This is a genomic window from Campylobacter sp. IFREMER_LSEM_CL2256 (genome assembly GCF_025771645.1).
In the GTDB taxonomy this organism is placed as follows: Bacteria; Campylobacterota; Campylobacteria; order Campylobacterales; family Campylobacteraceae; genus Campylobacter_D.
Genome location: NZ_JAKMQQ010000009.1, coordinates 1 through 25,253, shown reverse-complemented (window position 1 = coordinate 25,253; position 25,253 = coordinate 1). Strand labels below are relative to the sequence as shown.

At 30.5% G+C, this 25,253-nt stretch carries 26 protein-coding genes and 6 tRNA genes; 22 read left to right on the top strand and 10 right to left on the bottom strand.

The genetic code is table 11. The annotated features are described in order from the left end of the window. Positions 1–25: 25 nt before the first annotated feature. The 6 genes from L8U00_RS05705 to L8U00_RS05680 are packed head-to-tail and all read left to right on the top strand — an operon-like array spanning position 26 to position 4,931. Positions 26–988, top strand: a complete 963-nt coding sequence (locus tag L8U00_RS05705) for a hypothetical protein (protein ID WP_263708830.1) — start codon at positions 26–28, stop codon at positions 986–988. Then, the gene (gene rnhA, locus L8U00_RS05700; protein ID WP_039668930.1) at positions 985–1,425 is read left to right on the top strand and encodes a ribonuclease HI; all 441 of its coding nucleotides are present in this window, start codon (positions 985–987) and stop codon (positions 1,423–1,425) included. The genes L8U00_RS05705 and rnhA overlap by 4 nt, the downstream gene beginning before the upstream one ends. Continuing rightward, positions 1,418–2,086: a ribonuclease III gene (gene rnc / locus L8U00_RS05695; RefSeq protein ID WP_263708829.1), complete on the top strand. Its 669-nt coding sequence runs from the start codon at positions 1,418–1,420 to the stop codon at positions 2,084–2,086. The genes rnhA and rnc overlap by 8 nt, the downstream gene beginning before the upstream one ends. After that, complete coding sequence (aroC, locus tag L8U00_RS05690; RefSeq protein WP_263664063.1) at positions 2,083–3,171, top strand: chorismate synthase; 1,089 nt, start codon at positions 2,083–2,085, stop codon at positions 3,169–3,171. Before rnc ends, aroC begins: the two co-directional genes overlap by 4 nt. 54 nt (positions 3,172–3,225) lie before the next feature. Further along, positions 3,226–4,269: a Cj0069 family protein gene (locus L8U00_RS05685; RefSeq protein WP_263679573.1), complete on the top strand. Its 1,044-nt coding sequence runs from the start codon at positions 3,226–3,228 to the stop codon at positions 4,267–4,269. 35 nt (positions 4,270–4,304) lie between these two features. Further along, positions 4,305–4,931: a trimeric intracellular cation channel family protein gene (locus L8U00_RS05680; RefSeq protein WP_039629140.1), complete on the top strand. Its 627-nt coding sequence runs from the start codon at positions 4,305–4,307 to the stop codon at positions 4,929–4,931. 195 nt (positions 4,932–5,126) lie between these two features. Here L8U00_RS05680 and L8U00_RS05675 read toward each other — a convergent pair. The 10 genes from L8U00_RS05675 to folE all read right to left on the bottom strand — a co-directional run bounded on the left by L8U00_RS05675 (position 5,127) and on the right by folE (position 13,811). Further along, positions 5,127–5,201, bottom strand: a tRNA-Glu gene (locus L8U00_RS05675). A 53-nt stretch (positions 5,202–5,254) separates the two neighbouring features. Next, positions 5,255–6,409, bottom strand: coding sequence for a Na+/H+ antiporter NhaA (gene nhaA / locus L8U00_RS05670; RefSeq protein WP_263708828.1), 1,155 nt, complete (start codon positions 6,407–6,409; stop codon positions 5,255–5,257). Continuing rightward, positions 6,406–7,566 (bottom strand): Na+/H+ antiporter NhaA, encoded by a 1,161-nt coding sequence (gene nhaA, locus L8U00_RS05665; protein ID WP_263679575.1) that lies wholly within the window; start codon positions 7,564–7,566, stop codon positions 6,406–6,408. Before nhaA (L8U00_RS05665) ends, nhaA (L8U00_RS05670) begins: the two co-directional genes overlap by 4 nt. 81 nt (positions 7,567–7,647) lie before the next feature. Next, positions 7,648–8,619 carry an iron-sulfur cluster assembly scaffold protein gene (locus L8U00_RS05660; protein WP_087685319.1) on the bottom strand — a complete coding sequence of 324 codons (972 nt, stop codon included), beginning with the start codon at positions 8,617–8,619 and terminating at the stop codon, positions 7,648–7,650. A gap of 10 nt (positions 8,620–8,629) precedes the next feature. Further along, positions 8,630–9,808: a NifS family cysteine desulfurase gene (locus L8U00_RS05655; RefSeq protein WP_263708827.1), complete on the bottom strand. Its 1,179-nt coding sequence runs from the start codon at positions 9,806–9,808 to the stop codon at positions 8,630–8,632. A 122-nt stretch (positions 9,809–9,930) separates the two neighbouring features. Next, positions 9,931–11,076 carry a hypothetical protein gene (locus L8U00_RS05650; protein WP_263708855.1) on the bottom strand — a complete coding sequence of 382 codons (1,146 nt, stop codon included), beginning with the start codon at positions 11,074–11,076 and terminating at the stop codon, positions 9,931–9,933. 77 nt (positions 11,077–11,153) lie between these two features. Next, complete coding sequence (locus tag L8U00_RS05645; protein ID WP_039619394.1) at positions 11,154–11,333, bottom strand: putative motility protein; 180 nt, start codon at positions 11,331–11,333, stop codon at positions 11,154–11,156. 53 nt (positions 11,334–11,386) lie between these two features. Further along, positions 11,387–11,875 (bottom strand): hypothetical protein, encoded by a 489-nt coding sequence (locus L8U00_RS05640; RefSeq protein WP_263664075.1) that lies wholly within the window; start codon positions 11,873–11,875, stop codon positions 11,387–11,389. Between the two features lie 53 nt (positions 11,876–11,928). Further along, positions 11,929–13,239: a flagellar protein export ATPase FliI gene (gene fliI / locus L8U00_RS05635; protein WP_263708826.1), complete on the bottom strand. Its 1,311-nt coding sequence runs from the start codon at positions 13,237–13,239 to the stop codon at positions 11,929–11,931. Further along, the gene (folE, locus tag L8U00_RS05630; protein ID WP_039619389.1) at positions 13,239–13,811 is read right to left on the bottom strand and encodes a GTP cyclohydrolase I FolE; all 573 of its coding nucleotides are present in this window, start codon (positions 13,809–13,811) and stop codon (positions 13,239–13,241) included. The genes fliI and folE overlap by 1 nt, the downstream gene beginning before the upstream one ends. Positions 13,812–13,920: 109 nt before the next feature. On the opposite strand from folE, the gene tig reads away from it, so the two are divergent. The 16 genes from tig (at position 13,921) to L8U00_RS05550 (ending at position 25,105) form a co-directional block, all read left to right on the top strand. Further along, the gene (gene tig, locus L8U00_RS05625) at positions 13,921–15,240 is read left to right on the top strand and encodes a trigger factor (protein ID WP_263708825.1); all 1,320 of its coding nucleotides are present in this window, start codon (positions 13,921–13,923) and stop codon (positions 15,238–15,240) included. Further along, positions 15,240–15,830: an ATP-dependent Clp endopeptidase proteolytic subunit ClpP gene (gene clpP / locus L8U00_RS05620; RefSeq protein WP_087699173.1), complete on the top strand. Its 591-nt coding sequence runs from the start codon at positions 15,240–15,242 to the stop codon at positions 15,828–15,830. The genes tig and clpP overlap by 1 nt, the downstream gene beginning before the upstream one ends. Before the next feature lie 14 nt (positions 15,831–15,844). Next, entirely contained in the window at positions 15,845–16,885 is a 1,041-nt protein-coding gene (locus L8U00_RS05615) for a GGDEF domain-containing protein (RefSeq protein ID WP_263708824.1), read from the top strand. After that, the gene (gene def, locus L8U00_RS05610; RefSeq protein WP_257904743.1) at positions 16,882–17,406 is read left to right on the top strand and encodes a peptide deformylase; all 525 of its coding nucleotides are present in this window, start codon (positions 16,882–16,884) and stop codon (positions 17,404–17,406) included. The genes L8U00_RS05615 and def overlap by 4 nt, the downstream gene beginning before the upstream one ends. After that, positions 17,403–18,911 carry a YifB family Mg chelatase-like AAA ATPase gene (locus L8U00_RS05605; RefSeq protein WP_263708823.1) on the top strand — a complete coding sequence of 503 codons (1,509 nt, stop codon included), beginning with the start codon at positions 17,403–17,405 and terminating at the stop codon, positions 18,909–18,911. The genes def and L8U00_RS05605 overlap by 4 nt, the downstream gene beginning before the upstream one ends. A gap of 8 nt (positions 18,912–18,919) precedes the next feature. Then, positions 18,920–19,609, top strand: coding sequence for an NYN domain-containing protein (locus L8U00_RS05600; protein ID WP_039627173.1), 690 nt, complete (start codon positions 18,920–18,922; stop codon positions 19,607–19,609). A 2-nt stretch (positions 19,610–19,611) separates the two neighbouring features. Then, a complete protein-coding gene (gene rmuC, locus L8U00_RS05595; RefSeq protein ID WP_263708821.1) occupies positions 19,612–20,952 on the top strand; it encodes a DNA recombination protein RmuC in 1,341 nt (446 codons plus the stop codon). Beyond that, positions 20,936–22,282 carry an NAD(P)H-hydrate dehydratase gene (locus tag L8U00_RS05590; protein WP_263708820.1) on the top strand — a complete coding sequence of 449 codons (1,347 nt, stop codon included), beginning with the start codon at positions 20,936–20,938 and terminating at the stop codon, positions 22,280–22,282. The genes rmuC and L8U00_RS05590 overlap by 17 nt, the downstream gene beginning before the upstream one ends. Next, the gene (gene purN, locus L8U00_RS05585) at positions 22,273–22,845 is read left to right on the top strand and encodes a phosphoribosylglycinamide formyltransferase (RefSeq protein ID WP_263674990.1); all 573 of its coding nucleotides are present in this window, start codon (positions 22,273–22,275) and stop codon (positions 22,843–22,845) included. The genes L8U00_RS05590 and purN overlap by 10 nt, the downstream gene beginning before the upstream one ends. Positions 22,846–22,887: 42 nt before the next feature. After that, the gene (locus tag L8U00_RS05580; RefSeq protein WP_039668910.1) at positions 22,888–23,610 is read left to right on the top strand and encodes a TerC family protein; all 723 of its coding nucleotides are present in this window, start codon (positions 22,888–22,890) and stop codon (positions 23,608–23,610) included. A gap of 86 nt (positions 23,611–23,696) precedes the next feature. After that, positions 23,697–23,774: transfer RNA gene (locus L8U00_RS05575), tRNA-Pro, on the top strand. A 12-nt stretch (positions 23,775–23,786) separates the two neighbouring features. Continuing rightward, a tRNA-His gene (locus tag L8U00_RS05570) sits at positions 23,787–23,863 on the top strand. A 3-nt stretch (positions 23,864–23,866) separates the two neighbouring features. Then, positions 23,867–23,943: transfer RNA gene (locus L8U00_RS05565), tRNA-Arg, on the top strand. 27 nt (positions 23,944–23,970) lie between these two features. Further along, positions 23,971–24,047 (top strand) — tRNA-Arg (locus tag L8U00_RS05560). A gap of 5 nt (positions 24,048–24,052) precedes the next feature. Next, positions 24,053–24,137: transfer RNA gene (locus tag L8U00_RS05555), tRNA-Leu, on the top strand. A gap of 101 nt (positions 24,138–24,238) precedes the next feature. After that, on the top strand, positions 24,239–25,105 hold the full coding sequence (locus L8U00_RS05550; protein WP_263708818.1) for a hypothetical protein: 867 nt from the start codon (positions 24,239–24,241) through the stop codon (positions 25,103–25,105). The last annotated feature ends 148 nt before the right edge of the window (positions 25,106–25,253 follow it).

Here is a 25,253-nt window from a genome sequence, read left to right as displayed (position 1 = left end):
AATTTGAAAATTAAGTTGTAAGGTTATGGATTTTTTCTTTGTAGAATACCGCGATCCTTTATTTGGTCTTATTGTTTTGACTGCTTTGGTTTTTATCATAGCTAGCTCACATTATATATGGCGTATTTTTGCAAGTAAAGACCAAAAAAGCAAACTTGATCGTTTTGTAAAAAAATTTGAAATTAATTCCACACACCAACAAATTTTAAAAAATGCTAATTTAAGTATAGAAAATTTAAATTTCTTAGCTCAAATTTTTACCAAAAGTGGTGAATTTGAAAAAGCTGTGGGGATTTATCTCATAGCTTTGCAAAAAGCAAATGAAGCAAGCCAAAAAGAATTTATCTTTTTTTCACTAGCACAAGTTTATCTAAAAGCAGGATTTTTAGAGCGTAGTGTAGAAGCTTTGTTAAATGCCTTAAAAATTAAAGCACGCAATAAAGAAAGCTTAAAACTTTTAAAAATTGTTTATTTAAAACTCAAAGATTATGACAAGGTTTTAGATGTTTTAGAGTGTTTGTTTGAGCTAGGAGAAAATATATATGCAGAAAAAGCCTTGATAAAAGCTTTAAAAATTCAAGCAAGTTCTAAAGAGCAAGAACAAAAACTAAAAGAAATTTTAGCTTTGAGCAAGGATAATGAGTATATTTTAAGACTTTGCTTTTTGCATTATAAAGATAAACTTACTCAAATGCCTCAATTTGAAAATGTCATTGATTTGCTTAATGAATGCAAAAGTCCGCTTAATCTTGAAGATGAAAAATACCATGAGTTTTTTTATGCAAAAAATTTAAGCACAAAAGCTATTCCTATCAAAAATCATAAACTAAAAATTTTAAAAATTTTAAACGATAATAAGCTAAGTGCAAATCTTAGCTTTACTTATGTGTGTAATAATTGTAAAAATCAAAGTCCTTTGTTTTTTTATCATTGTCCATTTTGTTATGAATTTGGAAAATGTGAGATTTATTATGAGGTAAAAGCTTGAAAAATATTGAAATTTATACTGATGGTTCTTGCTTAAACAACCCTGGCTTTGGAGGGTGGGCTTATGTTTTAACTTATAAAAATCATCAAAAAGAACAAAGTGGGGCGTGTGAGAATACAACAAACAACCGCATGGAATTAATGGCTATTATAGAGGCTTTAAAAGCTTTAAAAGAACCATGTGAGGTAAAGTTATACACAGATTCAAATTTAATGGTACAAAGTATTAATGAATGGCTTGAAGGTTGGGTAAAAAAAGATTTTAAGGGTAAAAAAAATATTGATCTTTGGAAAGAGTATTTAAATGTAGCTAAAGATCATAAAATAACTGCTTTTTGGATCAAAGCGCACAATGGCCATGAATTAAATGAGCGTTGTGATGAGCTAGCAAGAAATGCAGCCTTAAAGCTCCAAGAAGAAAGGTCAATAAATGCTTAAAAAACTCCAAGAAAGATTAAGTTATCATTTTAAAAATGAGCAATTGCTCATCGAAGCTTTGACACATAAAAGCTATAAAAAGCCTTATAATAACGAAAGATTAGAGTTTTTGGGTGATGCTGTGATGGATTTAGTAGTAGGGGAGTTTTTGTTTTTTAAATTCCAAAAAGATTCAGAAGGAAACCTTTCTAAGCTTAGGGCAGCTTTGGTAAATGAAAAATCTTTTGCAACCTTAGCACAAAAACTTGATCTTGGAGCATGTATTTTTATGTCTATTGCAGAAGAAAATAATGATGGACGCAATAAACCTTCTATACTTTCTGATGCCTTTGAAGCTTTAATGGGGGCTTTGTATTTAGAAATAGGTTTTGAAAAAACTAAAAACATAGCATTAAATTTACTCAATGAAGTTTATCCGCATATTGATACACAAAGTTTATTTAAAGACTATAAAACAAGACTTCAAGAAATTACGCAGGCAAATATGGCAGGCACACCTGAGTATATTGTAGTAAAGGCTTTTGGGCCTGATCATAAAAAGCAATTTGAAATCGCAGTGAAAATTCAAGGCATAGAAGTAGCAAGATCTACAGCAGGTAGTAAAAAAGAAGCCCAACAACAATGTGCTAAAATCGCACTTGAGAAATTAGGAAAACTATGAATAGCTTTGGAGTAAGATTTAAATTTACAAGCTTTGGCGAATCTCATGGTCAAGCTATAGGTTGTATAATAGATGGTATGCCAGCAGGGGTGAAGTTTGATTTTGATTTTTTACAAGAAATGCTAGATAAAAGAAAGCCAGGTCAAAATAAATTTAGCACTCCTAGAAAAGAAGAAGATAAAGCTCAAGTTTTAAGTGGGGTTTTTGAGGGTTATACAACAGGAACTCCTATAAGTGTTTTGGTGTATAATGAAAATACACGCTCAAAAGATTATGAAAAAGATGTATTTCGTCCTGCACATGCTGATTTTACTTATTATCATAAATATGGCATTAGAGATTATAGAGGCGGTGGAAGAGCTAGTGCTAGAGAAAGTGTAGCAAGAGCAGCAGCAGGTGCTGTGGCACAAATGCTTTTAAAAGAATTTGATATAGAGATAATGAGCGGGGTTTTTGGAATAGGAAATATTGATAGCAAACTTAGTAATGATGAGTTTGATTTTGATTATGCTAAAAATAGTGAAGTTTATGCTTTAGATAAAAATTTAGAGCAAAGTTTTAAAGATGAAATTTTAAAAGCTAAAAAGGCAAAAAACAGCATAGGTGCTAGAGTTTTTACTAGAGTGAAAAACCCTATCAAAGGCTTAGGCGAGCCTTTGTATGATAAGCTTGATTCTAAACTTGCTCATGCGATTATGGGGGTAAATGCGGTTAAGGCTATAGAAATAGGAAGTGGTTTTCAAAGTAGTTATATATATGGAAGTCAAAATAATGATGAACTAAAAGATGGGGTGTTTTTAAGCAATCATAGCGGTGGGATCTTAGGCGGAATTTCTAATGGGGACTTTATCGATATAAAAACATATTTTAAGCCAACTCCTTCTATATTTTTACCCCAACAAACGCAAAATACTCAAGGAGAAAATGTTATACATGAGTTAAAAGGCAGACATGATCCTTGTGTGGGTATAAGAGGCAGTGTTGTGGTAAATGCTATGGTAGCAATTTGCATGGCTGATGCTTTGCTTTTAAATGCAAGCTCAAATTTGCAAAATTTACAACGAGTTTATGGAAAAAACAAATAAAAATTTAATACTTATTTAGATATGATGATAAAATATCTTTAAAAAGGGAGAAATATGAAAAAAAATATTGTGTTTTTTGAAGTTAGAGGTGGTAGCGATAAAGGTGAAGATGGCCATAGAAAAGATACTATGCCTATGGTAAATGCCTTAAAAGAACAAGGTTGGAATGCTGAGGTTATCTTTTTTGAAGTAGAAAAAAAAGATGAAATTTATGAATATGTAAAAAACAATGCTGATGCTTATGTTTCTAGAATTAATCCTGGAAATTTAAAAGAAGAAAACGAGTATTTTGATATGCTTAGAAAACTTTGTGCAAATGGTGTTATAGGTATGCCTCATCCTGATGCGATGATAGGATATGGCGCTAAAGATGCGCTTACCAAGCTTAATAAAACGGCTTTAGTACCTGAAGATACTTATGCGTATTATGATATCAAAACTTTTAAAGAAAGTTTTCCAAAAACTTTAGCAAAGGGTGAGAGGGTTTTAAAACAAAATCGTGGCTCAACGGGTGAGGGAATTTGGCGTGTGAGATTGATAGATGAGTTACCAGCGGGGACGACAAGTGTGCCATTAAATGCAAAAATCAAATGCACAGAAGCAAAAGATAATCACACAGAAGAAAGAGAGCTTGGTGAGTTTATGGATTTTTGTGAGCAATACATTATAGGTGATAATGGTATGCTTGTAGATATGACTTTCTTACCGCGTATCAAAGAAGGTGAAATTAGAATTTTAATGCTTTATCATACTCCAATTTATGTTGTGCATAAAAAGCCTGCAGAAGGTGCTGATGCATTCTCTGCAACACTTTTTTCAGGTGCAAAATATAGATATGATGAGCCAAAAGATTGGCAAGGATTGGTTGATTGGTTTTTAGCAACCTTACCTGAAATTCGTTCAAAACTTGGAAATTATGATATTCCTTTGATTTGGACTGCTGATTTTATCTTAGATACAGATGAAAATGGTAAAGATAAATATGTTTTAGGTGAGATTAATTGCTCTTGCGTAGGATTTACTTCTCCTGCTGAATTTGTTGAGCCTATTGCTAAAAAAGTAGCTCAAAATATCATTGATATCGTAAGTAAAAATTAACCCTTGTTTTAACAAGGGTTTTTTGAAAACTCATTATGCTTTTAACTATACTTTATATTATCGGAATTACTGTTGATGCAATGACAGGAGCTATTGCTGCGGGAAGACATAAAATGGATCTTTTTGGAGTGATATTTATAGCTTTGGTAACAGCTATTGGCGGAGGTTCTATTAGAGATATTTTGCTTGATCATCATCCGCTAACTTGGATTAAAACTCCCGAATACGTGATTTTAATTTGTGTTGCAGCTATGATTACAACAAAAATTGCCAAATATGTTATAAGGCTTGAAAAACTTTTTTTGATTTTAGATGCTATAGGTTTGGTTGTTTTTAGTGTTTTAGGTGCACAAATTGCAATACAAATGGGGTATGGTTTTATAGTGGCTGTGAGTTCAGCTGTGATTACTGGTGTGTTTGGTGGGATATTAAGAGATATATTGTGTGCTAGAATACCACTTGTATTTCAAAAAGAAATTTATGCGGGTGTTGCTATATTAACAGGGGCTTTGTATTATATATTGTATATTTTAGGCGTAGATGAGTTGTGGGTAATTCTTGCTTCATTGATTGTAGGAACCATAGCAAGACTTTTGGCTATATATTATGGTTTAAGTTTGCCTATATTTTCTTTTAAGGATGGAGAGAATAAAGAAAGTTAAAATTCTATCTTATAAATTCTTAAAGGATAAGCCTTATTATCCATAGTATTTTCATAAAATCTTACAAGCTTGTCAGTAGGTAAATTTATTTATATTTTTTACTTTTAGAATATTTATTTGATGTATTGGTTGTAAATTAAGCTTAGTTATGGAAAATTACTATTTTTGATATTTTTGTAATTAGAAGTTAAAAAGTGGTGACCCATACGAGACTCGAACTCGTGTTACCGCCGTGAAAGGGCGATGTCCTAACCGCTAGACGAATGGGCCAAATATTAAATAAGAAATGAAATTATATCTTATTTAATTTAAAAAAAACTTAATTATTTTACAAAGCGCAGATAAAAATAGCCAAATACACCTGAAGCTAAGGAAGCTAGTAAAATAGCAAAATTATCCACAAAATTAAATATATCACTTACTTCATAGGCAAGGGCGTCTATAAAAAAGCTCATGGTAAAACCTATGCCTGTGAGTATGCAAACTCCATAGAGTTGTTTAAAATTAGCATCTTTTGGTAGTTTTGCAAGTTTAAATTTAATTGCCATATAAGCAAAGCTAAATACACCTAGTTGTTTTCCAACAAACAAGCCTAAGAAAATCCCTACACTTACACCGCTAAATAGCATATGTACTTCAATTTTTGAAAGATCAACCCCTGCATTGGCAAAAGCAAAAAGTGGTAGTATTATAAAAGCTATCCAAAATTTTAAACCATGCTCGATTTCTTCTAATAAAGCATGGTTGTTTTTTGTATATATAGGTATAAATAAAGCTGTGATGATGCCTGCTAAAGTTGCATGCACTCCACTTTTTAATACACTAAGCCAAAGTAATGCTCCAAGTATATAATAAAATGATTTCCTTTCATTGCCCAAGCGATTAAGTAAAAATAGACCCACAATGCAGCAAAAGGCAACAAAAAAGGCTAAAGTTGAAAGTTCTCCTGTATAAAAAATAGCAATGATTAAAATAGCTCCTACATCATCAAAAATCGCTAAAGATACTAAGAATATTTTTAAAGAACTTGGTATGCGTTGTTTTAGCATTGTAAGTATAACTAGGGCAAATGCAGTATCAGTTGCCGTTGGTATAGCCCAACCTTTTAAAACATAAGCATCATTAAAATTGATAGCACAAAATATCAAAGCAGGCACAACTATACCGCCTATAGCAGCCATTAAGGGTAGGGTAATATTACTAAGAGTTTTAAACTCTCCTTGAACAAATTCTTTTTTTAATTCAAGTCCTATGGCAAAGAAAAAGATTGCAATAAGACCATCATTAATCCACAATAAAGAAGGCTTAAAAAGTTCCCAAGCGCCTACTTTTACACCCATTTCTACACTTAAAAAATCCATATAATGTTGTCCATAAGGACTATTTTTAAGTAGCAAGGCAAAGATCGTTGCTAATAAAAGCAATAATCCTCCTAAAATTTCAAGTGATAAAAAGTTTTGGAAACTTCTTAATTTCATTTTTTAAAACTATAAATAAGTTTTAAGTAAACATATCCAACTATAGCGCTTAATAATGAAGCTACTAAAATTGCAAGTTTGTCTGAATACGCAAAAATGTCACTATTTTGATAAGCTAGGCCATCTATAAAAAAGCTCATGGTAAAACCTATACCTGTGAGTATACAAACCCCGTAAAGTTGTTTGAAATTAACATTTTGTGGAAGTTTTGCTAGTCCTAGTTTTATACTAATATATGAAAATAAAAATACTCCAATTTGTTTTCCTAAAAATAATCCTAAAATAATACCTAAGCTAACCGAAGAAAACATAAAACTTGGATCCATATCTTTTAAATCAACTCCCGCATTTGCAAAAGCAAAAATAGGCAAGATGAAATAACTCACCCAAGGTGCTAAGTCGTGTTCTATTTCTTTTAAAAAAGACTCACCGCTTTTTGTTTGAAGTGGTATAAATAAAGCAGTAATCACACCTGCCAAAGTTGCATGCACCCCACTTTTTAACATGCTTATCCAAAATACTATAGCTATGATGATATAAAAAGATTTTTTAGTAACATGGAAGTGATTTAACAAATAAAGCGCTAGAATACACACTAAAGCAGCAATCATAGCAAAAACTGAAAGTTCGCTTGTATAAAATAAAGCAATTACAATAATCGCGCCTAAATCATCAAAAATAGCTAAAGAAAGTAAGAATAATTTTAAAGAAGTAGGTACTCTTTTGCCTAAAAGCATTAAAATACCAACCGCAAAAGCTACATCAGTAGCCGTTGGTATAGCCCAGCCTTGTAAAGCAAAAGGATCCTTATAGTTAAAAAACGCAAAAATCAAAGCAGGCACTATCATACCGCCAAGTGCAGCAAATACAGGTAAAGACATAGCCTTTATACTATTGAGTTGCCCTCTTGTTACTTCATATTTTAATTCAAGTCCTATGGCAAAGAAAAAGATTGCAATAAGTCCATCATTAATCCATAAAAGTAAAGGTTTGAAAATTTCTAAACTTCCAGCTTGAAAGCCAAAAGGAATATTTAAAAAGTTAGTATATTGATCCGTTAAAGAACTATTTTGTAAAATGAGTGCAAGTACGGTAAAAAATATTAGTAAAACACCAGGAAAAGTTTCACTTTTAACAAAGGTTTGAAGTCTTTGCATAAATAGCCTTTTCAAATTTTTATTAACGTGTTATTTTAACATAAAAAGGCTTGAAATTTAAAGTTTAAGCAGAAAAACTGCTTAAACAGGTATAACGCGTATATTTGGACTAAGTTCTTCTTGTAAGATATTTTCTATAGCATATAAGGTTGCACCACTCCCACTTGAACAGCCGCTACATGCTCCAAGATAACGTATATATATATCTATATTTTTATTGTCACTTTTTTGGATATCAATTACTTCTAAATCTCCACCATCACCATGTAGCATAGGACGCACATCGCTATCTAAAACAGCCTCTACTGCTTTTAGTTGTTTAACCATGGTCATATCATCAAAAGCAATATCTGTTTTACTTTGATCTTTTAGCTTTTCTCTTTCCATTTCAGCCCTAGTTTCAGCTAAAATATCTACAAGATAATAATCTTTTTTCTCATGTCCTCCAGGCTTAACACAAGATTTACAAAAAGCACCTGCTTTGGTAAATTGCGTTATTTCTTCTACTGTATGTAAATCATTTAGTTTAATTACTTCTTTAATGGTTCCAAGGCTTACTCTAGCACACTCACAAACTATGATTTGATCTTCAAAATCCTCAGGATTAACACCTTTATAATGCGCCGCAGCTTGTTTGATAACATCATAAGCCATAACTGAACAGTGCATTTTTTGCGGTGGAACTGCAGGAGTTTCAGGGTTATCTCTCATAGCAAATTCAACATCTAAATTTGTAATTTTTACAGCCTCATCTACAGTTTTACCTATACAAAGATCAACCATAGTATCACTACTTGCTATTGCTGTACCACAGCCAAAGCTTTTAAATTTAGCATCAATGATTTTATCAGTTTTTTCATCCACTAGCCAATAAAGCCTAACCGCATCGCCACAGCTTTCAGCTCCAAAATCTGCAACAATAAGTTTTGCATTTGCTTTTTGTGCATCTTCTTGTGTAAATTCGCCCATATGTTGAGGGTTATTCATTCTATCTTGTACTTTTTGAGAATACTCATCCCAAATTGATCCGCCAATTAAATTATTCTTTGCCATTTTTTATCCTTTAAATATTTTCAGGCTTATATGCATAAGTACTTGAGATTGCTCTAAGTCTTTGCGTTGCTTTTTTTATTTGCTCTGCTGCATAATCAATTTCATCTTCTGTGTTAAATCTTGATAAAGAAAGTCTTAGAGCAGTATGAGCTAAATCGTTTTCAGCACCAATTGCCTCCATGATAGGATTGCTCTCAAGTGCTTCGCTAGCACAGGCTGAACCGGTGCTTGCTGCTATACCATTTTTGTTTAAATCCCAAAGCATAGCCTCGCCTTCTACGCCTTTAACGCTTGCTAAGATGGTATTAGGAACCCTTCTTGATCTATCTCCAACTACACTTGTATCAGGCATAGCTAAAATTAAATCTTCTAATTTATCTCTTAATCTTCTAATGTGTGAGTTTTCAAAATCAAGCATAGTATTTGCAATTCTTAAAGCTTCTGCCATTGCTATAATATATGGCACATTTAAAGTTCCGCTTCTTCTACCACCCATATGCTCACCACCATGTAAAAGCGGAGTTAATTCTATATCTTTTTTAATATAAAGTCCACCTACACCTTTTGGTCCATGGAATTTATGTGCAGAAAATGAAGCAAAATCAACTCCAGCTTTTGCAAAATTAACCTTGATTTTCCCAACAGCTTGAGTTGCATCAGTATGAAATAATGCTCCATATTCATGAGCAATTTGAGCCATTTCTTCTATAGGAAAAATCATACCAGTTTCATTATTTGCCCACATAATGCTTACTAGGGCAGTTTTATCTGAAATAGCTTCTTTTAGATCTTTTACACTAGAAACACCCTCATGATCAACGCCAAGTTCTATGACTTTTACTCCTAAAGATTTTAAAAACATAGCACTAGCTGCTACTGCAGGATGTTCTACACTAGAAATAATTACTTCATTTTTATCGCTATTTAAAATTCTATCAAAATACACACCTTTTAATACCCAGTTGATACTCTCTGTGGCACAGGAAGTGATAATGATGTCATCTAAATCGCTTGCCCCAAGTCCTGCATAAAGTTTATCCATAGCTTCTTTTAAAGCAGGGTGAGTTGCACTACCCCATTGATGAAGGCTGTTTGGATTACCATAATGTTCTTTTAAAAAAGGTTTCATAAGCTCATAAGCTTCTGGTGCAAGTTGTGTTGTTGCATTATTGTCTAAATATACTTTCAAAATTACACTCCTTTAATTAGGATAATTTTTATCTTTTTTGTTAATATACACTAAAATGTTAAATTTAACATTAAACTAAATGGATTTCACTTGTGTAAAATTTTTTATTATTTTAGCACAAGTTAAGCCATTGCATTTAAATATGAGTGTAAAATTTTATTAATGCTTGCTTGTCTTTTGCGATTTTCTAAAAATTGAGTATCTAAAAGTTCTTTTTGAGTATTAATTTTTTCAAGGTCTATATTAGAATCATTTTGATTAAACTCTTTTTTTAAAGCTTCAAAATCTTTGCTAATTTGCTCACTATAAAGACTATAAATAGAACTTGAATTAGCAAATTCTTGCATGTTGATACTGTGTTGATAGTTAATGTATTGTTGAAAGAAAACTGAAAGTTTATCTTCTGTGGTGTTGTTTTTATCTACTCCATTGATATATAAATATAAATCAAAACTCATTTTTTCTTTATTGCTTTCACTTAGATAATCTTGCATACTCATTTGACCTCTCATGAGTTTTTGAAAATTTACATTAGAAGACATATCTAACTCAATAGGAGTTAAAAAGAAATTAGCCTTTTGATTATTTTGTTCTTTTAAATCATGATAAATATAATTAAGCAATAATCCACTTTTAGAAACTTCGCCTTGTCGGTTTAGATAAGGTCTTATGATAGGATTACTAGCCGTGTTTTCAATGCTCGCATTGAATGCAAAGTCTCCTATTTTGTTATCAAGCATTAAGGTATTTAGATTTTTATTTGCTTCTTTTGCATTTTGTAAACTTTTGGCATTTTCATAAACTTTTAAAATTTTTCCTTCATAAGTATAGCTATAACCTTGATTTAATTCTGAAATTTGCGCTTTACTTAAAAAATTATTATCATTTTTTTGAAATTCATGATTGATGGCTTTTAGTGTATTATGATAAGTGTTTAAAAGTCTTGGTAAGTCTATTTTGTTATAGTTTAAATTTTCATCAAGCTTTATAAGTTGTTTTGAAATTTCTCTTATATTTTTTATATTAATATCATAATCAAGAGGCAAAGCAGCCGTTTTATTAAGATCTTTTTCAAAAAAACCTTGCTCGTTGATTCTAAAACCAAATTCGCTTGCATAGCTTACTTCATAATCTAAATTAGAACCTTTTATATCAAGTAAATCACTTTTAATATTGGTATTTTCTTTTTTTTCTTCCGCGTGTCCAGTCTTTGCAAAAGGATAATTTGCAAAATTCTGATACGGATTGACATTAGAATTTACAAACATAACTCTTCTCTTCAAAAATATTGCTTAGCCTTAAAAAAGCAAAAGCTATGCCAAAATTTTTGAATCGAAGAGAAAAATTAAGCGTAAATGTCAAGCAATCCTGAACTAGTGCTAGGAGTAGTAGTTGGAGCAGGGTTTGCATTTACGCCTTCAAGTACTTGCATTACTGCATTTTCATTGGCTTCTATGGTTTTTTTCATCATAGTAGTTGCAATGTTAAGCATTAAACTTGCTTGGTTGTTAGTAACTTCGCCCATAACATACTCCTTTTGTTTGGATTAGTAGTATTATCGGCAAAGTTTGGTTAATATTAAGCTATATTATAAATTTTTGATAAGTAGTGATTGTGAGTGTTTTCTTTTGCTTCAAGCATATCGATATAGTTTTTAAACTCATCCATATCTTTAAAAAGATTTTTCATGGTAGTGTTAATTTCGCTAGAAAAATTTTGAAGATTGCTTTGTGTTTTTAAATATCTTTCTATTTGATAAATTCTAGCGATTTCTCTTTCATACTCATCTTGAGTTATTCTTTTTGCACTAAATTCTGCATTTAGTATTTTTTTATCATTGATAATAAATGATTTTTTTTGATTGTTGATTTTAAATTCAACGATAAATTCTTCTTTTGAATTAATAATTTTTAAGTATTTTAATTTAGCTTTATTTTCTAATAAAAGATAGCTTATACACTCTAAAAACATATGTGTAAAAATTTCTCTTTCAAAGATATTTTGACAAATATCGGTGTATTTTAAACCCAAGCTTTGTTGATGATCTAAAAAAGCTATATTTGACATGATCCATCCTTTTTTCATGACTTTTTATCATAAAAAAGCAAAAATCATTCCAATTATTGTGTATCAATCATTTTTAGCATATTGATAGTATCTTCAAATTCAAAACTTTCTTCAGGATTTTGACTAAGAAATTGTTGCATAAAGTCTTTTTTAGCGATAGCCTGATCAAGTTCTTTATCAGTGCCTTTTTGATAAGCACCAATTCTAAGTAAAACCTCATTTTCTTTAAGCAAAGAATTTAAACGTTTAAATTTTCTAGCAGCTAGTTTGTGTTCATCACTAATAATATCACCCATAACCCTTGAGGCTGAATTTTGTATATTTATAGGTGGATAAATTCCAAAGTCAGTAAGTTCGCGACTAAGCACTATATGCCCATCAAGTATTGATCTGCTTTGATCAGCTATTGGATCACTCATATCATCTCCATCAACTAACACGGTAAAAAAAGCTGTTATAGTGCCTTTACCTTCTTCTTTTCCTGCGCGCTCCATAAGCTGAGGTAAAAGACTTAAAACGCTTGGTGGATAGCCTTTTGTCGTAGGTGGTTCACCTAGAGCTAGGCCTATTTCTCTTTGAGCCATAGCAAAACGCGTTACACTATCCATGATAAATAATACATCTTTACCTTGTTCTTTAAAATACTCAGCCACACTCATAGCGCAAAATGCTCCGTATTTTCTCATCAGCGCACTATTATCACTTGTTGCAACGATGATGACAGTATCATCAAGTTTACCACCAAGATTTTTTTGTATAAATTCAGGAATTTCTCTACCACGCTCCCCTATTAAAGCTATCACTTTAATAGGAGCTTTGGAATTTTTTACTATCATGCCCATAAGGGTTGATTTACCAACCCCACTTCCTGCAAAAATCCCAAGCTTTTGTCCTACCCCACAAGTTAAAAGCGCATCTATTGTTTTAACTCCTACTGGAAAGACTTCCTCTATCAAACCTCGTTTCATTGCATCAATAGGTGCACGCATAATAGGCATAAATTTACTTGCCTCAATAGGTCCTTTACCATCTTTTGGTCGCATAAAAGGATCAACCACCCTTCCTAAAAGTTCATCACTAACTCCTATTTGCATACCCGCATCATTAATAAAAGCACGATCGCCTATTTTAAAACCTTCCACAAAGCCAAAAGGACTTAAATAGCTTAAATTCTCATCTACTTCTACCACCATAGCCATAGCTTCTTTACTCTCATCTTCACTAGAAACTATTTTAATGATATCACCTATGCTAGTTTTTAATCCATTTATTTCTATACTAGTGCTTGAAATTTTAGTAATTTGTCCAAAAACACTGGCAAGATTTTGTGAAACAATTTTACTACGAAGTTTTTCTAAACCCATTAAAATCTAACCTGTTTTGCTGAGTTAATTAAGGTAAAAAATTCTTTTCTTGTTTTTTCGCTTTTTAAAAAGCTACCTCTTAATGCTGAAGTACTAGTAGTAGAATTTGCCTTTTGTACTCCACGCATTTCAACACACATATGTCTTGCTTCAATAACTACCCCAACGCCTTTTGCACCTACATGTTCCATTAAAGCTTCTGCGATTTGCTCTGTAAGTTGTTCTTGAATTTGTAAGCGTCTTGCAAAAACTTCTACAAGGCGTGGGATTTTACTAAGTCCTACGACTTTTTTATCTGGTATATACGCAACATGCACGCGCCCAAAAAAAGGCAAAAGATGATGTTCACAAAGACTATAAAATTCTATATCTCTTACTAAAACCATTTCATTGTTTGAGCTTTCAAATAAGGCATCATTTAGTATTTGTTTTGGATCTTGTTTATAACCGCTACTTAAAAATTCAAAAGCCTTAAAAACTCTTGTAGGAGTTTTTAAAAGCCCTTCTCTTTGTGGATTTTCCCCGATAATTTCTAACATATTTTTTACTGATTGTTCAAATTTTTCTTGCATTTTTTCTCCATCAAAAATTAAAATTTTAACATATTTTTATTTTTATATAAAGTGATAAGGAAAATTTTGGTATATTATCAAAAAATTTTATTTAAAAAGGGAAAATATTATGGAAGTTACAGCAAAACTAATTGATTTTGCAAATGCAAATGCTACTGTGAAAATTGCTCAAGGAGCTATTAAAGCAGAAGTTGAAAAATTAGCTAAAAAAGCGTCTAAAACTATGAAAATGGATGGTTTTAGAGCAGGAAAAGTTCCTGTTGCTGCTATACTTAAAAGATATGAAAAAGAGCTTACAAGAGATGCGGAGCAAGATCTTTTAAGAAATGCTGTAGATGGTGCTTTAAAAGAAGTTCAAAAAGAGACTAAAGATTTAGTAGGTGAGCCATATTTTGAAAAATTTGATAGAAAAGATGGTGCTATTGAGGCTCAAATGGTATTATCTTTTAGACCGGAAGTAAAATTAGATGGATATGAAGAACTAATTCCAACTTATAATACACCAAAAGTAACTCAAAAAGAAATTGATGCAAAAAAAGAAGAATTATTAAAAAGATTTGCTACTCCTGAAGCGATTAAAGAAGCAAGAGCTTTAAAAGAAGGCGATTTTGCTAAATTTGATTTTGAAGGTTTTGTTGATGGTAAAGCTTTTGAAGGTGGAAAAGCTCAAAATTATGTTTTAGAAATTGGTTCAAAACAATTCATACCAGGATTTGAAGAAGGTATGATTGGTTTAAAAGCAGGTGAGGAAAAAGATATTAATGTAACTTTTCCAAAAGAATATGGTGCAGCGCATTTAGCAGGAAAAGATGCGGTATTTAAAGTAAAAATTCATGAAATTCAAGAACTTAAATTACCTGAGTTAAATGAAGAGCTTTTAAAAAGCTTGTTACCTGAAGAAAAAGAACCAAGTGTTGAAAAATTAGATGCAAAATTAAAAGAACAACTAAAAAATGAAAAAATCTTTAAACTTATCAATGATGAGCTTAAAAATCAATTTGCAGAAGCTTTGGTAGCTAAGTTTGACTTTGTTTTACCAAGAAATATAGTAGAGCAAGAAACAGATATGCAATTTAGAAGCTCTTTGAGAACTTTAAGCGAAGAAGAATTAAAAGAATTTAAAGATGAGGCTAAATATAAAGAAAAAAGAGAAAGTTTTAAAGAAGATGCACAAAAAAGCGTAAAATTAACTTTCATTATAGACGAGCTAGCAAAACTTAGAAATATTACAGTAAGCGATCAAGAATTAATCCAAGCGATTTATTTTGAAGCTTATAGATATGGTTTTAACCCGCAAGAACATTTAGATAATTACAAAAAACAAGGTGCATTGCCTGCTATTAAAATGTCTTTAATCGAAGAAAAACTTTTTGCTGATATTTTCAAAAAAAATGACAAAAAGAAAACTGAAAAAGAAAGTGAAAAATAATGAGCTCATACATACCTTATGTGGTTGAAAAAACAAGCAGAGGCGAAAGAAGTTATGATATTTATTCAAGACTTTTAAAAGATAGAATTATCATGCTAAGTGGCGAGATCAATGATGATCTTGCTGCTTCTATTGTAGCTCAGCTTTTGTTTTTAGAGGCTGAAGATCCTCAAAAAGATATTTATCTTTATATTAACTCACCAGGTGGGGTTGTAACCAGTGGATTTAGTATTTATGATACGATGAATTATATTAAAGCTGATGTAAGTACTATTTGTATTGGTCAAGCTGCTTCAATGGGTGCATTTTTGCTTAGTTGTGGTGCTCCAGGGAAAAGATTTGCTCTGCCAAATTCAAGAATTATGATCCATCAACCACTAGGTGGTGCAAGAGGGCAAGCAACTGATATAGAAATTCAAGCAAAAGAAATTCTAAGATTAAAAGCGATTTTAAATGATATTTTGGCTAAAAACACCAAACAAAAACTCTCTAAAATAGAAAAAGACACTGATAGAGACTTTTTTATGAGTGCTGTAGAAGCTAAGGAATATGGCTTAATCGATAAGGTTTTGGAAAAAAGTTTTAAATAAGGAAAAGCATAGCAATGTTAGATGATGATTTATTTGCTGATTTAAATTTAAGTAGTGATCCAACTCCAGCCAAAGAAGCTCCAAAAATTCAAAAAATTAGTGGAGGTGAATTTGAAAAATTTGCAAAGTCTATTTTGACTGAGCTTGTAAAAGATAATATACCTCCAACACCAACTAATTACGGAGTTTATTTTCAAAAAATGCTTGAAGAACGTCCGGTAGCTTTTAAGAAAAAAGTTAGCGAGATTATGGAATTTGAGCAAAATGATGATGGTATCAAACGTGCAAATATAGAACAAGAAATCAAAAAAAGTTTTAGTTCTACTTCGGCATTATTGCAATACATTGCTATGATTTATAGACATCTTGAAACAGTTAAAGATATGTTAAGAAGACGTAATTCAGAACTTGCTATTAGTACAGGAAATTTAGCTGTTTCTAATGTAATTCACGCTCTTGAAGCAGATCTTTCAAGATTTTCTAGTATTTTAGATAAATATTCAGATGAGATTAAAGAAAGTTTTGATGAGGTTAGACAAACTTATAAACATATAGAAGAGCAAAGTGATTTTGACTCTAAATTTGGAGTTTATAATAAAAAATATTTTTTAGAAAATTTAGAAAAAAGCATTGAAAGTAATGCAAAATATAATTATCATACTTCCTTAATATTTTTTAGAGTAAAAGAAGAAATTCTTGAGCAAACTTATACTCAAAAAGAAAAAAATGCTTTTTTAAAAGGTGTGTGTAGAATTTTTAGTAAAAATGTCTCTTCAAGCGATATAGTAGCCCATTGTGGAAACAATATTTTTGCTATGATGATTTCTCATACAAATTTAGAAAAAGCACAAGAAATATGTAATAAAATTTTAGAATCTTTAGAAAATTCAAATTTTTTCCTAGCAGATAAAGAAATAGATGTAGATGTTGAAGTGGCTATAAGTGCTGTTAATCAAGATAGCAAGGGTGAAGAATTAATAGAAAAATGTATTGAAGCTTTAAAAGATTCAGGAAAAAATTTAGAACCCTTTATAATAGTGGAAAAAGAAAAATGATAAGAAAGATAATTACCTATCCTAATCCAAGATTATTTTTAGAGTCAAAAAAAGTAGAAAATTTTGATAAAGATTTACATATACTTCTAGATGATATGTATGAAACAATGATAGCTAATAAGGGCGTAGGCTTGGCTGCTATTCAAGTTGATGTGCCAATTAGAGCTTTGCTTGTAGATATTGGTGATGAAGAAGGTGAGCAAAAAGAAGATAAACAAACTCTTTTAGAAATTATTAATCCTATTATAACACCTTTAGATGATGAAAAAATTTCTTGTAACGAGGGTTGTTTAAGCATACCAGGTTTTTATGAAGATGTAATGCGCTATAAAAATATACAACTTGATTATCAAGATAGATTTGGCAAGCCACAAAGTTTGCAAGCACATGATTTTTTAGCAGTGGCTATTCAACATGAAGTTGATCATCTTGATGGGCATTTATTTATAGAAAAACTTTCTTTTTTAAAACGCCAAAAATTTGATAAAGACTTTAAGAAAAAATCCAAAAAGACCAAATGAAAAAACTAAAATGTGCAAGTTTTTCTACAGAGCTTGATATTATCGATGTAGAATCAACTTTCACAAGAGGTTTGCCAGGTTTTAGTATAGTGGGTCTTGCAAATTCTACCATCAAAGAAAGCACAGAAAGAGTTAAGGCAACTTTACTAAGTCAAAATTTCAATTTCCCAGCTCAAAAAATCACTATCAATCTTAGTCCATCAGATATCCCTAAAAATGGCTCTCATTTTGATTTGGCTATTGCGATTTTGATTTTATTTCAAAAAGAAAATTTAGATGACTTTTTTGTTTTTGGAGAACTTGGTTTAGATGGGAGTATTAAAAGTACTGCTAGTTTATTTTCTATCTTGCTTTTTTTAAGTGCAAAAGTACAAAATGCCAAAGTAGTAGTACCAAAAGCTATAGCACAAAAAGCTTCGATGATACCCAACTTAACAATCTATGCTTTGGAAAATTTAGCTCAAGCTATGGATTTTTTTAAAGAAAAAAATTATGAAAATTATCATATAAATAATGCTCATCCTTTATTTGAAAATGCCATAGAAATTAATAATCAAAAATATATAAAAAATTCTACTTACCCTTATGATTTTAAAGAAGTTAAGAGTCAAGAAAATGCTAAATTTGCTTGTATAATAGCAGCTTTGGGTATGCATAATATTTTATTTGAAGGTAGTCCAGGTAGTGGTAAAAGTATGTGTGCTAAAAGACTTCCTTTCATCATGCCACCACAAAGTTTGAAAGAAATTTTAGCTCAAAATGCCTATAAGTCATTAAATTCTTTAGACGATGATTTTAGTGCTAGTAGGGTTTTTAGAAGTCCTCATCATACAAGTACTAGGGCTAGTATTTTTGGTGGAGGAACCAAAAATGCCAAGATAGGAGAAATAGCACTTGCAAATGGAGGGGTTTTGTTTTTTGATGAGTTTCCCCATTTTTCAAAACAAATTATAGAAAGTTTAAGAGAGCCGCTAGAGGATTTTAAAATTCTTATTTCAAGAGTTAATACCAAGGTGATTTATGAAACTAAATTTTTATTTGCTTGTGCGCAAAATCCTTGTCCTTGTGGAAATTTATTTTCTAAAAATCTTGCATGTCGTTGCCAAGAGATAGAAATTAAAAAATACAAAAATAAAATTTCATCTCCTATTTTAGATAGGATCGATCTTTATGTAGCTATGGATGAAATTTCGCATGAAGATAAAACAAGTTTAAGCTCTGAACAGATGAATGAAATGGTTTTTAAAGGATTTTTATTTCAAAAGCAAAGAAAACAAGAAGAATTTAATGCTAAATTAAATGATGAACAGCTGAAGCAATTTTGTATTTTAGATTCTACTGCGAATGAAATTTTGCAAAAGGCTATAAATTCATATAATCTCTCTCAAAGAGGGGTAAATAAAACCGTAAAAGTAGCAAGAACCATTGCAGATTTAGAGCAAAGTGAGTTGATCTTAAAAACTCATATTTTAAAAGCATTAAGTTTTAGAATGAGAACTACATAGGAGAAAAAATGGATAACAAAAGTGTGGCGATCTTTATTGATGCAGAAAATATTCCTTCAAAATATGCAAAATCTATTTTTGATATCGCCTCTGATTATGGAGAAATTGTTATAAAACGAATTTATGGAGATTGGACACAAAAAAATATACAAAATTGGAAAGAACAAATCGCACAATATTCTATCATCGCTATGCAACAATTTAATTTTATAGCTAATAAAAACTCAAGTGATATGTACTTAATCACTGAGATTATGAGTTTTTTTTATGAAAAAGATATTGATATTTTTGTCATTGTTTCAAGTGATAGTGATTATACTAGTTTAATCCAAAGACTTAAAGAAGGCAAAAAGCAAGTTATAGGTATGGGTTTAAAACAAGCTGTAAAATCTTATGTGAATTCTTTTAGTGAATTTTTTTATTTAGATCAAGATGAATCCAAAGAAAAAGTATTAAGCACTAAAGAATATATCAAAGATTTAATCAATATCACAGAAGCTTTAATAGAAGAAAAAGGCCGTGCTGAATATGCTCAAATTCGCACTAATATGAATAGAAAACACGCAAATTTTATCCCTCAAAATTTTGGTTTTAAAAATTTTAGAGCATTGGTAAAAGAGTTTTTACCACAAATGAAACAATTTAAAGAAGGTAATGAAAAAAATATTTATTTTCTTATTGAAAAAACAAAGGCTTAAAAATGGAAAATATCTTGATAGCCTTTTTAGTTGTTGTAATTTTGGCTTTTATATGGTACGTGTTTAAAAGTCAAAAAGAAAAAGCAAAATTAGAGTTTTTAAACCAAAGTAATATAGCTTTGCAAAATCAACTTGCTAATTTAGAGTTTGAAAAAACTACACTCATAGAAAAAAATTCCAAACTTTTAGATGAAAAAATATTATATTTGTCTAAAAATGAGGCTTTAGAAGCAAAATTAGCTCAAAAAGAACAAACCCAGCAAGAACTTTTAAATATACATTTAAAAGAGCGTGCGAATTTAAAAGAAGAATATACCCAAACTTTAATAAAACTAGAAGAAAAATACAAGCAAAGCTTAGTAGAATTAAAACAAGAATTAGAACAAAATTTACAAAAACAAAATGCTAGTATTTTAAACCAAAACAAACTTATGCTTAATGAAGATACAAAAAAAATCTTAGAAGAAATTTTCTTGCCTGTGAAAAAAAGCGTTAAAGAATACAATGAAAGACTAAATTCAAATGAAGTTAGTCTTAAAACTCATATTGATAATATGTTTAAATTTAGCCAAAATATGACAGAAAATGCAGATAAGTTAGCTAAAATTTTAAAGGGCGATAAAAAAATTCGTGGCAATTTTGCAGAATTGCAACTAAAATCAGTTTTAGAAAATAGTGGTTTGGTAGAGGGCGTGCAGTATAAATTGCAAGAGAGATTTCAAGATGAGGGTAAAACCTATATTCCTGATGCGGTTGTGTTTTTAGATAAACAAAAAAGTATAATCATAGATGCAAAATTTTCTTTGCCAAGTGATTTTGCTTTTGAAGATATTAGTCAAAATACCTGCCTTGATTTAGCTTATAATCTAAAATCAAGAATTGATGAGTTAGCCAAAAAGCCTTATATGCAGTATGACAAACACACTTATGAATTTGTTTTGCTTTTTATACCTTATCAAAATATCTTAGATTTGATTTTAAATGTAGATCTTGAAATTTATCAATACGCTTATAAAAAAAAGGTTTATTTAACCACACCAAACACTCTTTTTATGGCACTGAATACGATAAATATTTCATGGAAAAATATACAAAGTAATGAAAATATCCTAAAAGCTTTTGATGAGCTTGGCAAATTTCATGATAAATTTGCAGGTGTTTTAGATGATTTTGAAAAAATCAAAGAAAATATCAAAAGATTAAACTCAAATGTAGATAATATGCAAACAAAGCTTACTCATGGAAGTGGAAATATCGCTTCAAGAGTGATAAAGCTTAAAGAGCTAGGCGCTAAAACTCAAAAGCTTATAAAATGTGAGATGAGCGATGAAAGTAGTATTTAAAGATAATATTTCTTATGAAAAAGAGCTCATTGAAAAAGGTTTGGATGAGCTTTTAATGATGGAAAATGCAGGCATAGAGCTTGCAAATTTGATTAAGAAAAAAAGTAAAAACATAAAAAATGCTAAAATTTTATTCTTGCTTGGTACTGGTGGAAATGGAGCTGATGGACTTGTGGCTATAAGGCATTTAAAAAAAGCTTTTGCTTATGTTATGCCATATAAAAAAAGTACAATGTTTATCAAGCAAGAGCAAATTTTAAAAAATATAGGTTTTAAATTTTTAAAAAAAGAACCTAAATTTAAAGATTTTGACATCATAGTTGATTGTATTTTTGGGAGTGGTTTAAATAAAGCTTTAGATGAAAATTTACAAAGAATTTTTAAAAAAATTGCTAAAAGTAAGGCTTTAAAAATAGCTTGTGATATTTCTAGCGGACTTGGACAAGAACTATGTTTTAAGGCTGATTACACTCTTTGCATGGGAGTGATTAAAGAAATTTTATTAGAAGATTTTGCAAAAGAATTTGTAGGCAAAATTAAAATTGCGAATTTGGGTTTAAAACCTTATATGCAAAATACTTCAAGCTTTTTACTAGAAAAAAAAGATTTAAAACTCATTACAAAAAAGGCTAACTCAAATAAAGGTGATTTTGGCCATGTTTATATTTTTGCCAATAAAAGTGCAGGTACTTTAGCTGGACTTGGTGCTTTGGAGTTTGGGGCAGGGCTTGTGTCTTTGGTGGCTAAAGAAAGCTTTTCGCCTTTGGTTATGCTAAAAGATGATATTGAAGGCAAAATAAATGCAGCTGCTATAGGTATGGGACTTGATGATTTAAGTATTTTAAAAGATGAAAGATTAAAAAATATTCCTTTAGTCTTAGATGCAAATTGCTTTCAAAGTGAAAATTTACTTTCTTATCTTAATAGAGAAGATGTTGTTTTAACTCCTCATCCTAAAGAGTTTTCTATGCTTTTAAAACTTTGTTTTAATGAGGATGTAAGTGTAGAAGAAATTCAAAACAAACGCTTTTTTTATGCAAGAAAATTTAGTTCTAAATTCCAATGTGCTTTGGTGTTAAAAGGGGCTAACCCCATCATTACTCAAAAAGAAAAACTTTTTGTAGTAAATTGTGGCAATGAAGCTTTGGCAAAAGGTGGAAGTGGGGATGTGTTAAGTGGTATGATAGCGGCTTTACTTGGAGTTAAATTTAATGCTTTAGAAGCTGCTAAAAATGCAGTATTAGCCCATGCTTTGGTGGCTAAAAATTATAAGAAAAATAAAATTAGTTTTGATGCTTTAAAATTAATAAAGGGGTTAAAATGCTTATAAAACTAGCAGTTTTATTTAGTGGTAATGGAAGTAATTTGGAAAATATTTTAGAAAAATTACATAAAAAAACTTTTGGTAAAAATACCTTTGAAGTGGTTTTGTGTGTGTGTAATAAAAAAGAAGCTTATGGCATACAAAGAGCTTTAAAATATAACCTTGATACTAAAATCATAGAACATGAAAAATTTACTTCAAGAGAAGAATTTGATGCAGAATTAGTAAAAATTATAAAAGAAAGTCAAGCAGATTTGACTATCTTAGCAGGATTTATGCGAATTTTAAGTCCTATTTTCACTCAAAATATAAAAGCTATTAATCTTCATCCTTCTTTGCTTCCTTTATTTAAAGGTGCTCATGCTATCAAAGAAAGCTATGAAAGTGATATGAAAGTAGCAGGCATTAGTGTGCATTGGGTTAATGAAGAGCTTGATGGTGGTAAAATCATTGCACAAAAGGCGTTTGAAAAAGCTAAGTTAAGCTTTGAAGAGTTTGAAGATAAAATCCACCAGCTCGAACATACACTTTTACCTGAAACCATTGTAAAAATTTTTGAAAATGATTAATTTTTCATCATTATAATTACGCTTTTTGTTTAAGGATAGTAAATGTTTGAATGGATTTTTAGTGTAGATGCTTGGGTGGTATTGCTTACTCTTACAGCTTTGGAGATTGTACTAGGGATTGATAATATCATTTTTCTAGCGATTTTAGTTTCTAAATTACCACCAGAACATAGAGATAAGGGTAGAATTCTAGGTCTTGCCTTTGCGATGATTACTAGAATTTTATTATTATTATCTTTATTTTGGGTGATGAAGCTTGTCACACCTTTATTTAGTATATTAGGCAATGAAATTTCAGGTAGAGATTTGGTGCTTTTGCTTGGAGGTTTGTTTTTAATAGTTAAGTCTATTAAGGAAATTAAAGAAAGTATAATGCACCAAGAGGAAAGTCAAAGCAATATAAAAATTAGCAATAAACTTTGGGTTGTAGTAGCTGAAATAGCCGTGATAGACATAGTATTTTCTCTTGATAGTGTTATTACTGCTGTGGGCATTGCTCAAGATATAGAGATTATGATTATTGCTGTTATTGTTGCAGTTTTAGTTATGCTTTTTGCTTCTAAACCAATTGCAGATTTTGTGGAAAAATATCCAAGTATTAAAATCTTAGCTTTGGCATTTTTAGTAATGATAGGCTTTGTTTTAGTATGTGAAAGTTTTGATATCCATATAGATAAAGCATATATTTATACAGCTATGGCTTTTTCTTTGATAGTAGAAATTTTAAACATCATTTCGCAAAAAAAACAAACAAATAATTCTTAAAATATTTAGCATTTTTTATGCTAAATATTTTTTTATCTTGACTTTTAATATTTTTTTATGTAGAATAACGCTTTATTTTTGTACATCGGGGTGTAGCGCAGTCTGGTTAGCGCACTTGGTTTGGGACCAAGGGGCCGAAGGTTCGAATCCTTTCACCCCGACCATTTTTATAAATGGTGAGTGTAGCTCAGTCGGTTAGAGCATCAGATTGTGGTCCTGAGGGTCGTGGGTTCGATTCCCATCACTCACCCCATCAGCGCTCGTAGCTCAACTGGATAGAGCGACAGACTTCGGATCTGTAGGTTATGGGTTCGATTCCTATCGGGCGCACCATAAGCCTATTATTATTTTTATTTTTATGCGCTCATAGCTCAGCTGGATAGAGCAACGGCCTTCTAAGCCGTAGGTCAGAGGTTCGAATCCTCTTGAGCGTACCACTTTTGCGGATGTGGTGAAATTGGCAGACACGCCAGACTTAGGATCTGGTGCAGCAATGCGTGAAGGTTCAAGTCCTTTCATCCGCACCACTAATTTAAAATTCTTTTAAGTATTTAAGTTTCGCGATTCATCTTAATCATATTTATAACAATAAGTTAAATTTATAATACTACAAAATTAGGAAGATGCTATGGTAAATATATATCAAGTTAAAATTATTGAAAATTTTTGCAAGGATAAATTTAAAGAAGATACAAGAACAAAAGATTTTTTTCATACCTTTTTGACTCAAAATTTAGAAATTTACACCAATATAGAAGATCAAAAGTATGCCAAAGATACAATATTAATATATAAAATTTTTGATATATGTATTATATGCATAAAAGATGGAGTCTCGGTAAGTCAAGAGTATTGTCAATTTAAAAAAGGTGTGATAGATCATATAGTTGTATATACCGATGAAAATATGAATGATGGTAAAATATCGCAACTATTAAGAGGTAGTTCTACATTAAAAATAGATAAATCAAATTGTTATGATAATCCAGATATTAAAGTTGTGTTTTCAGAAAAAGGCTTTTTATTTCAGGCTAGATTTAATAATTGTGAAAGTAAATTTAACGATACAATGACTATGTTTGCGCTTTCTTTGGCTTATCGTGAGAAAATGGAGTATTATTTGAATTTAACTTCAAGTATTATAGATGAAGAAAATTATCATGATGTTATTGATATTAAAAAAGATTTTTATGTTTTTAATCTAAAGTATTTTTTTAGTAATCCAGTGCACTATAACTACCAACAAAAACATGCAATATGGAAAATTATATTTCAATATTACGATATTTTAGAACAACATCAAGAGCTTAAAATCCAGATAGAAAATCTTGTTGATATTTTGCATATTGAACAAAATCAAGAGGAAGATAAAAAGGAAAAAATAAAAGAGAATAAAAGAAAAAAAATCGAAATGATTTTTTTAATTATCGGTGGTTTTGTTACTTTAGCTTCGTTGGTCAGTGCATACAAAGACGCTATGGAATTATTTGGTTAAAATCATATATTATTTTGGCAAAACAAGCGTTTTAACTTTATAGTTAAATATGTTTTATGCAAAAATTAAAAGCCTTACTAAAATTTTGGAGTTTTTTATCCTCTTACATCTTCTATGTCTATATTATTTTACATTCCTTCCGTTATTT